Source organism: Virgibacillus sp. Bac330, assembly GCF_003667845.1.
Taxonomy (GTDB): domain Bacteria; phylum Bacillota; class Bacilli; order Bacillales; family Amphibacillaceae; genus Virgibacillus; species Virgibacillus chiguensis.
In genome coordinates this window covers 4,134,607-4,146,628 of record NZ_CP033048.1, presented here as the reverse complement: position 1 = coordinate 4,146,628, position 12,022 = coordinate 4,134,607, and the positions used below count along the sequence as shown (strand labels likewise).

The window sequence follows — 12,022 nt, the reverse complement described above, 5'->3', positions numbered from 1 at the left end:
TTCTCTAGTTTTGTAGAACCTAACATCATTTAGAATATGGAAGATACAGAAGAAAAACAGGAAGACCTTAGTGAATGAAGGAGTTACTTATGAAACTATATAAGGAATTAAACATTCTAGAAGATAAAAAATTATACAATAAAATAAACCTATTTAGTATAGCGATCCTAATAATTACAACGGTTGCTGTGTTGGTAGCTCACACCATTATAATCGGAGAAGTTCGTTTATTCTTTTCTCTATCTACATTGGTGTGGGTACTAGGAGTAACGTTAGTCTCCTTACCAATTCATGAGTTTATTCATGGAATATTTTTCAAAGCCTTTTCTACATCTAGAAAAGTGAAGTATGGGTTTACAAAAGGGATGCTTTATGCGACGAACCCTGGACAAGTTTATACAAAGCGACAGTTTATGATCATTATTTTAGCCCCGTTTGTTATAAATAGTATACTATTTTGTCTTCTATTTATTTTTGGAATGGAAAGCACTGCTTTTTGGATTGTATTCATTCTCCATACAGCAGGATGTGCTGGTGACTTTTGGTATATTTATGAAATCATTAAAAATCCAAACATCACCCATTGTGAAGATACGCCAGTTGGCGCTAAATTTTTTGTAGCGTAATGGAAGAAAAACGTTTGGTGTGGGGAAAGGATAGAGGGATGTAGTTTGACCAAAGTTTTCGTCCCGCTTTTACTAATTTTAAAGCGTACGGCGGACAACTTTAATCATTTGTACAACCTTTTATACCACCTTTATCGGAAAAGTGTATCAATCATTGTGACGTGCTTACCACGTATGGGAAGAATGTGTTTATGTGTTGACCCAAAAAAAAGGAAGTTATTTTTATTAATTTACATACTTTACAACATCCATTGGCGAGCCATACATGTTTATTTTGTAAAGAAAATGAGGTATAACTATATATAGAAGATTATACGATAATAAAAGACCGCCCATGCTAGTACACGGAACAGTCTGATGTGTAACAGTCCTTCAAAAGGGTAGCTTACATTGTAGAATTAAAAAGTAACCACCCAAATGCTTGTTAGGCGTTCAATGGGGGTTACTTTTTTTGTTGTGAAAGTATGGTAACAATTGAGGTTGAGAAAGAGATCATCACTGTTTTATCAATACCTTTTCATAAAAAAAGCGTGAATTTAAAATTGTTGTATTTCCCTATATACATGTATTCAAAGCATAAATGTATCCTCCCCGTTCCATCAAATTATTAAAGGGCAATTGTATGGGTTAAATAATAGTTATTAGAAGCGCTGCTCCACATGCAACCATTAAAGCTATTGAACGTCCTATTTGGCTCGCGTTCTTCATGTTTTAGAGGTAGTAAGTTATGACTAACAGCGACTTGATACTTAAATGACAACACAGGAGCATAATTAACTCGCTTCCTTATCTCTGCATCATAGTTTGCTTCAAAAAATAAATCAGTTGCATCTATTTCATCTTTGAAAATATTTGACTGTGCACGGGATATTAGTTTGGAACCAACAACTTCTGTTCTTAATTTTTTTGTAGAAGCGATATAAAAGTATTGCGTCACTCTTTTCCTCCTAATATTTATTCACTTTAGATGATATTTTCTGTATATAAAAGGAATAATGTTCAAAAATGATGTACAAAGTGATAAAATATGGAAAAGAGGTGTGGCAATTGAAGATACTAAGATTACCTTTTGTTCGTACACTTATATTTTGTATTTTAGTTCTCTTTTTACTAGTTATAAATAAATTAACCGTTTTGAATTTTTTCGTTTTAGGGGGTTTATACTCTCTTATTGAATCACTTATGGCAAAAAAGGAACTTGATGTAGAGACAGGCAATAAATGGATGGATATTGGATGGGTATTTATTTTACTAACGACCATGATTTTAGTTATCATTCATACCTTTTAAACAAAGCCGATCCATGTACAATACAGACTTTCACTAAAAGGAAGCTTTAAAATAATATAAACACCACTATTTAACTAAATGGTTAAAATATACTTTCTTGTAAGGATATTGTTACCCAGATCATTTTTAAGTTAATTAAACAGTCAAATAAATATTGCATTATAAACATCCATTGGTGGGTCATACATGTTTATTTTGTAACGAAAATGAGGTATACTATATATAGAAGATCATATGATAATAAAAGACCGCCCATGCTGGTACATGGAACGGTCTAATGTGTAATAGCCCTTCAAGGGGGTAGCTCACATGTTTTGTGGTTAAAAAGTAACCAACCAAAATGCGGCTAGGCATTCATCGGGTGGTTACTTTTTTTGTTGTGACAGTATAGCTACAACTAAGGTTGAGAAAGAGATCATCAACACCAATGTTTCAAATACTGTCATACTATCACCCCCTTTCTTCAAAAAGGGGTGAACTACCACCCATGAAAGCCCTATTACACTTACAGCAAGTATAACAAACTATTCAATCTTTTCACATCATTTTTAAATCATCTGCTTTTATCGTATTCTTTTGTCGTTTTATTTTTAACTCATCATGTATATCTGTTTAGGTTAAAGTTACACCCAGCTTATAAAGCATCATTTGGTGCTTTTCCTAAACTGAAAATAACTATTTTTCCACTCGTTCTTTCCTTATTTAGTTTTAGCATTTGTTTCTTTATGAAAATCATCTCTTTACAGCATGAACGAAATGAATGGTCTCAAAAGCTGATAAATAATCCGTTCTATTTTTAAAATAAAGCTCATTTATCGAATCTGGCGTCAAATGCTCATAAATTAGCAAGCCCGATTTTTCCAACATACTCTCTATTTCATTATAAGTGAATGCTGATTTCATTGGCTCTCCGCTTGCCGAAGCCATTTTCACCATGTTTTCAACTCGATTAGACACGCCCTTTTCTTGAAAAAGTGTTTCATCAGCAAAATCAAAAACAATAGAACTACCTTCCGGGATGCCCGCAAATAAGTCTTTTATCAAATTTTCGTTACTCTCTTTAGTGAGATAATAGGAAACCCCCAAAAAGCTAAAGAAAGTTTTTTTATGATCAAACCCTTTTTCTATTAAGCCTTGCTTCTTTTTTATCAATTAATATATCCAAGCAAGGATAACCTCTTGACTCTAACGTCACGTTAAACCTTATGCTTAGAATAAGGAGGTGTTTCAAATGAGCATCGATTATAAAATAGTTAACTCATTAGAACAATATGAAAGATTACTTCAAATTACCAATTCGGAAGAGAGGAAAGATTTCTTTCGCTATATGATGATGTAGCCACTTGAAAAAATGTGGAAATTAATTAATGTCCCTATAAAAGCGAAGAAAGAAAATGGTTATGATGTATTAATGGCTACGAAAATGCTTGGTTATGCAGACATTTCTGATGATAAAACCATTAAAGAAGCACTCACTATTTTAAAAGATAGCAATGCTTATGCAGTAGCAGAAAATACGATTAAAACATGTATAGATAAAGCGGTTCATGCAGGTTTGAAAATAAATGCTAAGGAAATAAAATTAGGACTGTATATTTCTGATCCTGAAAAATTAAAACTATCAAATGGCTATACAGGGTTTGGAGGAATACCTGGATTTATTACGGTAAATATATATCCAAATCATTATAATTTGCCGAGAATCCCAGCGGTAATAGCTCATGAATTTCATCATAATATACGTTTTTCTTATTTTGATTGGGATTACGGAAATGTTACAGTAGCTGATTATCTCGTTATAGAGGGGTTAGCTGAATCATTTGCAAGAGAGTTATATGGAGCAGAGCAATTAGGCCCTTGGGTTACAAGTATGAATAAAGAAGAAGTAGAGTATTCCACCAATGTTATTAGAGAAGCGCTTGAGTTAAAGGGGTTTGCAGAGGTAAGCAGCTATATGTTTGGCGATGAAATTGCTGCGCAAGAAGGGTATCAACCTGTTGGTCTTCCTTTCTGCGCTGGTTATGCAGTAGGATATAAAGCTGTTCAAGCTTATATGAAAAAGTATAACAAAACCATATACGAAGCAACCTTAGCTTCAACAGATGACATAATTAATGGTTGTGAATTGTTTGCCACATAAATTTCTTTGTAAAATAGCTTATCACATAAAAGCACAGATATCGTTCTGTGCTTTTTATCCTTGGATATTTATAGCTGAAAATTTTATAGGTAATGGTCTGCCTAACGCGTATAGAGCAAATTCTACAAGCTAGGTCAGGGATTATAGTTATTCCAAAAAGCCGCTCAACCTCTGCAATTGGGTCAAAATTGGTTCGCATAAATTTTTAAAGTCCTCTCCAAAAGATAGAAAAATGATTGGGAAATTTCTGGAGCTTCGTAGTGGTTAAACAGGAATTACAGCTGTTTTAAAGGGCAAATTATAACTTTGTTATGTCACAATCGCGCCCGTTAGCAAAGCGAAAAAAATTAGTCATTTGCCGATGAGGAAGTGATCCTTAAATAATATCCATCTGGATCCATTATTCTGAAACCCTCCAATCCCAAGGTCTTTTTGTTATTTCATTCTGTATTGGATATTCTTTAGAGACTACGTTGTTATGTGCTTCCTGTAAATCTTCAACTTCCAAAACTATTTCTATTCCTAAACCAACTTGTTGACCATGAAGGGCACTAAGTGAATGATTTTGAGACAAATTTCCCATTTTCTCCAAACCTAAAACTACATCATCATTCCTAACAGATATGTAGCTTTTATTAGCATCCATATCTTTAGGAAGCTGAAAGCCTAACACATCATATAAAACTTGATGGATTTTTCTATATCTGCCACGAACAATTCTAGTCTTAATTTCATTTTATCTCCGTTTCCCCATATTTTGTTACGTTTAAAATTACCGGTATGTTTGAATCAACTCAAGTATTTGATAATAGTAGATTCGTCATCCTAATTTATATTTTTTATAAACAACTCATTATAGTATTACCGAAAGACCTGATATCAGATAAATAATCATATCCTTCTGGTGAACCAAAACTATTAAACATGCGAACAGCAACCAAGTTTTCACGGGGAATTACTAATAAATTAACACCTGTATAACCCAGTATTTGATATGAATCTTTCGGAACTCTTTCACCTATTTCTGATTTCTTTGTAGGTAAATCTTTTACAAACCATAAGAAACCATTTTGCGGTAGACTTTTATCTATACTTCTTGGGCTTTGTACAGATGTAGCCAATTGTATAATTTCTTTTGGTACAGTTTGTCTTCCGTCTATATTTCCTTGTTTAAGGTGCAAATAACCCCAAAAGGCCAATTCACGTGCTGACACATACATATTCATCTTGTCGCCTTCTGTGCTTTCAGGAGTTTTCCAATTTGCATCTTTCTTATCACGAAGTATTACATCAACAAGTTTTTCGTGTTTGTGCGCATACCAATTTGATTCAGAGAATGCTAACGGCGTAAACACATTTTCGTTAACTATTTCGGACACCGTTTTCCCTGTAGCCCTCTTAACAATTTGAGTTAAAGCATGAACTCCAACCTGTCTATATGCCCAGTTTCGCCCAACAGGATACTCGCGAAAAACAGTTTCTTCCTTTTGATTCAAACCGTGAGTATGTGTTAATAAATGTCTGATTTTAGTATTTTTCCAAATGGCATCTTCCAATTCTGGCAGGTATGTTAATACCGGATCATCTATACTTTGTATGTAACCGTAATAATTGGCATATGCAACAGCAAAACCAATATAGCTTTTTCGTACAGAGGCTACGTGAAATTGAGTATCTTCTTGAACATCACTTGCATTTGGTTTGTTTGATTTTTTCCCAATATATTCTTCTAAAACAATGGCATCATTATGAATAACAAATACAGCAGCTCCAGAACAAATCAATTGGTTAAATGTATTAATAACGTGGTCTAATATGAAAGAAAAATTATTATTACCTTTATACTTAGGAAATAATTAAAGCACCTCCAATCCCTTGCAAATACTCGTAAAGACTTGTTAGCTGATATCTTCATTAATGAAAGTAAGTCTTACAGCACTTTAGTAGATCTGTCTTTTAATTGTTATTTAAACTTCCTGTACCTCTAATAAATTCTACAAAAAAGAGTCCTTATCCTTCTTTAAGAATAATACTCACTAATAAATATGGAATTATTACAACTTATTATGCTAATTGTTTGCATGTACATAAACACCCCCCTCTATATTAGGATAGATGTCGTTCACAGTTTAATTTACATATTATAACAGATTTAAGATCCTTTTTTCAATTGCCCTTTATCATCACAATAATATTGATTTTTATAAAAAACTTCAATTTTATTAAATTAAACTTTAGTTTTGTTTATCTTTATGTTAAAGTTTTCTTAAACATTATAAAGGGGTGTATAAATGGGTATAAAAGATGTTCCTGGTTGGATATTGTCATTGGATGAAGAAGATCTGGAATTCATTAAGAAATTTGTTATGCAATCAGGTTCCTTAAAAAAAATCGCGAAAATTTATGATGTATCTTATCCAACAGTGAGGATTAAGTTGGATAGGTTAATTGAGAAAATAAAATTAAATGATGATACGGATAATGAGGAATTTATTCAGTTTATTAAAAAACTATCAATAGATGACCGGATTAACTTAGAAGAAGCAAAACTAATTATTGAAAAATATAAACAGGAAAAAGGTGACAGATAATGTTTGGTTTTGGTTTTTTTGATGCTTTTATTGCTGCTGGATTATTTGGTTTGCAATACTTTTTATCAAGCAGAAATAGTGTTTACTGGGGAGGAATAATTCCATTATTATTCGTGGTTTGGCGTACTTGGACATTCGTTAATGAAAATGAAAAGTTGCTCCATTATGTCTTAATTCTTTCAGTTGGTCTAGCCTTTCTTATTGGGGGATGGTATGAGGGAAGAAATGTTGTTCGTGAAAAGAGGAAACAGGAATTGAATAAAATGAAATCCTATGACATGAAGTAAATAACTAAAAAAAGTGTGGATAAGGTTCTGCATAAACTGCAACAATTACGTTGTTATGCCAGTTTTTTACTTTCTAATTCGATTATGAGTTGCTCAACAAGGACAATGGATTACTCGTTATTAAGAGAGCAAAATACATGTGAATTTTCTACATTTTAGACCAACGTATAAAATAAGAAATCCCTCAACCGCAGACGATTGAGGGATTCCAAAAACTTGTATAATTCGTTTTGAGAACTGTGGTTGATTGTAAAATAAGGGATTTAACGTGATTTTGTATATTACCTGTATATTACGTGTGTTTATCCACAGAATTTCAGACAAATGTGTATAACTATTTTAAATACGGTTTTAAGTTTTCTTGTATTTAAATATATCTTTTAATATCCACCCAAGGGGTTGAAATACAATAGGAGCTTTTTAGAACTAACAATTAAAATAATCCTTTTATATTTTAAATTCTTTTTATTTATTCTAAAAATAACTAGGTTAACTTTTTATAATCCTCGTATAAATTAAGTAGTTGTTTTCCAAGTTCGCTATTGAAGTCCCACGAGTCAGCAATAGCTCTTGGATATGATGGTATGTGCCTTTTGCTTTCAATCATTAGTTCTATATCTTTATGGAAATTTTCGAGTTGACTTATCGTTCCATCTTTACCTTGACCTAGTTTATGAGCATTAATCTCATGCTCAAGCTTCTCCTTCATTTTTTCGGCTTCTTTTATAAAGTATACGGTTTTATTAAGCTGTCTAGGTTCGTTATATACCATTGTTCTACGCCTCCAATATATTGATTTCCCATTTGAAGCTGCGGACCTGCTTTTCCTTTTATTATAATTGTGCCTGGCTTAACTTGCCATTGTTGAATACTCGTCATTTTGTTCCAATCTGGCGGAAGTGCTAAGTTACTTCTATTAACCTGTGGAGAAAATGTTTCAAACAAAAACCTTCCTTTTGCATAAGCGTTAAGATTATCATAAAATCTTAACCCATAAGTATTTGATCCTGCCACATCAAGCCTAATTGTACCGATTTCAAATGATTCTAATGTAGTCTTTCTAAATTGACGTGGTACTCCTAGCGATTTTAAATATTCAGATGCTTGTTTTACACCAACGTATGGATCATTAAGGTTACCTGTACCCCTAGTCTTTGACTTTTCTCCCTCACCATGTTGCATGTTAAACGTCTGTGACTTAGCATCAACTGCAAATTCTTTATCTCTAAGTATAAAGTTTGCGCCACCAGTTGAAAGGGCATAGTCTTTACCAAAAGAGAACTTCTCTGTCACTTTAGCCATTCCATCTTTAGCTGCCTCTATCTTTTTCCGATAATAATTACCACTAAAAGGCTTACTATCCAATAACTTCGGAGCTCTTCTTGCTGCGCCTGCGCCTAGTTTGGCAACGCCTGATGCTCCTTTGACAGCCATACTACCTGGTATTAAGGCTGGAATAGTCGCACCAGTGACGTACATAACTCCCTCTTGTTCCACATTATCTGTGAAGGCTTGGGCAGTTGATTCCACTGCACGCATAGGGTCTTGTAAGAATTGTATCGCAGCTTGTGTGTAGGCATCAACTGTTTCATCTGCGCTATCTTTTAACCAAGATGGCTCCACAGGATCAGGAACAACGCCAGATACGGCGACAACACCTGCATCTTTAACAACGGTTAGCAGTCCCGTAACCATGCCCGCAATACTGTTTACTATTCCTTTTTCAAAGTCATCGACAGCTTTGTTTACACTACTGACAACATCCATGACACCTTCAAAGAAATTCGTATATTTCCTTTTTACGTTTCCGGCCAAGTTATTGTATTCATCATCCGCATTCTCAAATTTTTTTACCTTAGAATTATATAAATCCCATAACTCGTCCATATTACGTTCCAGCTTTTTTCTCGTTGCTTCAATACTCGTTTGGATTCGCTCCATATGACGTCGGTTGATCTCACTTGCTTCTTTTTCCGCATCCGTCGGGTCATCAAACATACCGAAAAATGAAGCAGGTTGCTGATAGCTTTTGTTTAATGCCTTAAACAGATTATTCGTTATACCGCCCTCTATTTGCTTTAAATTCGCCCAAATATCATTACGATCCACACGCATCATCGTATTTCTTGAAATCGGTGAGATATATCTCGTCGTGTCTGTTACATAATTTTCAAACAGGGATAAAAGGTCATTGATCTGTGTTTCATAATTAGCAATTTTTTCTTTCGAGCTGCTAATGTTCTGATCCCATGCTTCAACACTTTTCCCCTCATTTGTTTGCACAAAGGTACTCACTTTATCAAGTGAATCGTCCATTTTTTCTAAAGCACGCTTATATGTCCGAAGTTCGCCAATAATATCATCTAAAACCCCATAATTAATTTGTAAGTCACGCTTCACAACTATCCCCCTTCTCCCTCTCCCTCGTTATTAAGACATTTCAGTTTTCTTCCTCTATATAAATTCTAGTGGTAAAATAACCCATACACCATGCATCTTTTTTACCTGTTTTTATATAGGTGATTTTTACTACTTAAACATTTTTGGTCTATATTTGAGTAAATAAAAACACCATCTCTTGTAACTAATTTCATTTTTAGTTACAGAAGATGGTACCGTTAATAAAAAGATGATGTCCTCACTTCATTTTATCCACACATCCATAATGCATTCAAAAGGCAAACGTTGCCCAGTTATACTTATGTACTTATTTTGTTTTGTTTGATCCGACTGTTATTCATATACAAATTCAACACGTCCAATAAAATCTGCTACAGTGTATGGATCGAACGGCTCTACATATATTGTATAAGCATTATCTAAAACTTCTTGGGCAAGTTGACGATTTTCTTCTTCTGATTGTTCAGCTTGATAATGAGACGGATTAGGATAAATCGTGATATATCCGCCGCCATTAGGTGTGTAGTTAATGTGATTAGAATCCGTCATAGTGCTAGATAAATGAGTTACATCTTCTGGATAAACAATATCATCAATCTGAAAGACTGGATCATCAGCTGAACTATGATTTATCTTAACAACAGGATCTTCCCACAAAATCCATTGATCTAAACTTGGTTCACCATTTATTGTCAAAATAATTCGTGCATAATCAATTTCTGATTGATTATAGTGAGTTTGTAAATCCTGACTAGACATAGAATAAAATGATTGTCCATTTGTAATTGAATGCAGAATTTTTTTATCACCTTCATAACGTAGCTCGAATTGTTCTGTTTCACGTTCGCTATAGAGCGTTAAAACATTTCCCTCTATTGTTTTATCAAGAATGGTAGAAGTCCTATCGAAATCCCAAGATTAAAACTTCGATAGGAATCGTCTCCAATCACCATTATATCTGGTCCTATAGGAGAGTTGTAAGGCTCTCCTTCAAAAGTAGCATATGTTCCTTTAAAATCTTCATATGTATAAGTGTAAGCGTAAAACAGCCCACACCTATTATGTAGATGTGGGCCTATGTTAAGATTTACTTAGATTTCGTAGGAACGCGACACTCTTGAGGCAGCGTGGTTGACCACGGTAAGAGTTGGGCTAGTTGTTCCCTGTCTGTTGTATCTATATTGGGAAGTCGTTCAAATAAGTAGCTAAGATAATGGAATGGATTTAATCCGTTTTCCTTGGCTGTTTCCACTATGCTATAAACAATGGCACTGGATGTAGCTCCTTTGGCGGTATTACTAAACAGCCAAGCTTTTCTTCCGATCACAAAAGGCTTGATCGACCGCTTTGCACGGTTGTTGTCTATCTCCAATCGACCATCCTTTAAAAATCCTTCTAAGCGATCCCATTGTTTACGGCAATAGGTAACAGCTTTGCCTAGTTTACTCTTCGGAAGAACACGCGGCGTTTGCTGTTTTAGCCATGCTGAAAAAGCATCCAGCACGGGCTGACTGCGCTCCAAACGTTGTTCGTACCGTTCTTGTGGGCTAACGCTCTTTAGGTCGCGTTCGATATCGAATAATTGATTACAAAAGTCTAAGCCTTCTTTCGCTTTTACCGCTGTAGTGGTCGAAGACTCTGGAAGCGATTGTAATGCTTCTGTGAATTTACGACGTGCATGTGCCCAGCAACCAATCAGTACGACATTCTTTATTCCATTATAACCAGGGTAACCGTCTACTGTTAAGTAGCCCTGATATCCCTGTAGGAATCGTCGTGGATGTTTGGATGCTCTTGTTTGCTGGTACTCATACAAAATGATTGGCACATCCGTGTGTCCAGAGCGATACAGCCACATATACGAATTGGAAGTAGCTTTTCTACCTGGTTCAGATAAAACTTGTACAACTGTTTCATCTGCATGTATGGTATCCAATTCTAATAGGGCGGTATGCATCTCTTTGTAAATGAGTGTAAGCCAAGTGGTCGCACCATATATGACCCAATTAGCTAGTGTTTGACGTGGAATAAAGACGCCAAATCGTTCGAATTGCTTCTCTTGGCGATACAACGGCATTCCTTCCACGTATTTTTGCGACATCGTATAGGCCATGGCGGAAGGAGAGGCTAAACTCCCTGGAAACACAGGCGCTGGCATTTTAGCTGTTTGAATAGGCGTTTGTATCTCATGTTGTTCACAATGACGACAGCTATAGACGTACTGGACATGTTCCACCACTTTCACCTGCGCAGGAATAACCTTTAATTCTTTACGCACTTGCGTGCTCATTTCATGCAGTTCACCAGCGCAACACGAACACACCTGTTCCTCAGCAGGTAAACGGTATTCTACCGTTTCCGTAGGCAGGTTGTCTAATTGCTCCTTGCGTTGCCCTTTTTGCTTCTTGCGTTTATATGTAATCGTCTCCACCGTAGGCTCTTCATGGTTGGAATCCGAAGTGTCCTCTACCTCGTTAAAAAGAGACAGTTGGTCAGAATTGGTCTTCTCGCTAGAAGAGCCGAATTTTTGTTGTTGAAGCAATCTAAATTGTTCTTCATACCATTTTAATTTTGCTTCTAACTCTTCTTTTTCCAACTCTAGCTTTTCGTTGAGCTCTTGATAATATTCCATTGTTTTCTTGTTTGTTTCCGCTGTTTTATCCATAAAATTAGTATACGAAAAAGAAC

The 12,022-nt window shown here is 35.0% G+C and carries 12 protein-coding genes and 2 pseudogenes; 5 read left to right on the top strand and 9 right to left on the bottom strand.

The window, feature by feature from the left end:
* The first annotated feature begins 89 nt into the window (after positions 1 to 89).
* Complete coding sequence (locus D9780_RS19405; protein WP_162985938.1) at positions 90 to 626, top strand: DUF3267 domain-containing protein; 537 nt, start codon at positions 90 to 92, stop codon at positions 624 to 626.
* 607 nt (positions 627 to 1,233) lie between these two features.
* Here the strand turns inward: D9780_RS19405 and D9780_RS19400 are convergent.
* Complete coding sequence (locus D9780_RS19400) at positions 1,234 to 1,563, bottom strand: hypothetical protein (protein ID WP_121641202.1); 330 nt, start codon at positions 1,561 to 1,563, stop codon at positions 1,234 to 1,236.
* A gap of 110 nt (positions 1,564 to 1,673) precedes the next feature.
* On the opposite strand from D9780_RS19400, the gene D9780_RS19395 reads away from it, so the two are divergent.
* The gene (locus D9780_RS19395; RefSeq protein ID WP_121641552.1) at positions 1,674 to 1,916 is read left to right on the top strand and encodes a hypothetical protein; all 243 of its coding nucleotides are present in this window, start codon (positions 1,674 to 1,676) and stop codon (positions 1,914 to 1,916) included.
* Positions 1,917 to 2,281: 365 nt separating this feature from the next.
* Here D9780_RS19395 and D9780_RS21730 read toward each other — a convergent pair whose 3' ends face one another.
* Both D9780_RS21730 and D9780_RS19390 read right to left on the bottom strand, forming a co-directional pair.
* Positions 2,282 to 2,362: a putative holin-like toxin gene (locus D9780_RS21730; RefSeq protein WP_367946665.1), complete on the bottom strand. Its 81-nt coding sequence runs from the start codon at positions 2,360 to 2,362 to the stop codon at positions 2,282 to 2,284.
* 286 nt (positions 2,363 to 2,648) lie between these two features.
* A pseudogene (locus D9780_RS19390) lies at positions 2,649 to 3,053 on the bottom strand (class I SAM-dependent methyltransferase); the annotation flags it as partial.
* Between the two features lie 94 nt (positions 3,054 to 3,147).
* On the opposite strand from D9780_RS19390, the pseudogene D9780_RS19385 reads away from it, so the two are divergent.
* A pseudogene (locus D9780_RS19385) lies at positions 3,148 to 4,056 on the top strand (DUF2268 domain-containing protein).
* Positions 4,057 to 4,456: 400 nt separating this feature from the next.
* Here D9780_RS19385 and D9780_RS19380 read toward each other — a convergent pair.
* Both D9780_RS19380 and D9780_RS19375 read right to left on the bottom strand, forming a co-directional pair.
* Positions 4,457 to 4,729: a VOC family protein gene (locus D9780_RS19380; RefSeq protein WP_121641201.1), complete on the bottom strand. Its 273-nt coding sequence runs from the start codon at positions 4,727 to 4,729 to the stop codon at positions 4,457 to 4,459.
* Between the two features lie 166 nt (positions 4,730 to 4,895).
* Positions 4,896 to 5,840 carry a serine hydrolase domain-containing protein gene (locus D9780_RS19375; RefSeq protein WP_240458730.1) on the bottom strand — a complete coding sequence of 315 codons (945 nt, stop codon included), beginning with the start codon at positions 5,838 to 5,840 and terminating at the stop codon, positions 4,896 to 4,898.
* A 507-nt stretch (positions 5,841 to 6,347) separates the two neighbouring features.
* Between D9780_RS19375 and D9780_RS19370 the strand changes: the two genes are divergently transcribed.
* Entirely contained in the window at positions 6,348 to 6,647 is a 300-nt protein-coding gene (locus D9780_RS19370; protein WP_121641199.1) for a DUF2089 family protein, read from the top strand.
* Positions 6,647 to 6,934 (top strand): hypothetical protein, encoded by a 288-nt coding sequence (locus D9780_RS19365; RefSeq protein ID WP_121641198.1) that lies wholly within the window; start codon positions 6,647 to 6,649, stop codon positions 6,932 to 6,934. Before D9780_RS19370 ends, D9780_RS19365 begins: the two co-directional genes overlap by 1 nt.
* A gap of 484 nt (positions 6,935 to 7,418) precedes the next feature.
* On the opposite strand, the gene D9780_RS19360 is transcribed toward D9780_RS19365, so the two are convergent.
* The 4 genes from D9780_RS19360 to D9780_RS19345 all read right to left on the bottom strand — a co-directional run bounded on the left by D9780_RS19360 (position 7,419) and on the right by D9780_RS19345 (position 11,999).
* The gene (locus D9780_RS19360; RefSeq protein WP_120381443.1) at positions 7,419 to 7,706 is read right to left on the bottom strand and encodes a hypothetical protein; all 288 of its coding nucleotides are present in this window, start codon (positions 7,704 to 7,706) and stop codon (positions 7,419 to 7,421) included.
* Entirely contained in the window at positions 7,658 to 9,334 is a 1,677-nt protein-coding gene (locus tag D9780_RS21310) for a hypothetical protein (RefSeq protein WP_205601102.1), read from the bottom strand. The genes D9780_RS19360 and D9780_RS21310 overlap by 49 nt, the downstream gene beginning before the upstream one ends.
* A gap of 333 nt (positions 9,335 to 9,667) precedes the next feature.
* On the bottom strand, positions 9,668 to 10,093 hold the full coding sequence (locus D9780_RS19350; RefSeq protein WP_121641197.1) for a hypothetical protein: 426 nt from the start codon (positions 10,091 to 10,093) through the stop codon (positions 9,668 to 9,670).
* Positions 10,094 to 10,421: 328 nt separating this feature from the next.
* Positions 10,422 to 11,999, bottom strand: a complete 1,578-nt coding sequence (locus tag D9780_RS19345; protein ID WP_121641196.1) for an IS66 family transposase — start codon at positions 11,997 to 11,999, stop codon at positions 10,422 to 10,424.
* Positions 12,000 to 12,022 lie beyond the last annotated feature (23 nt).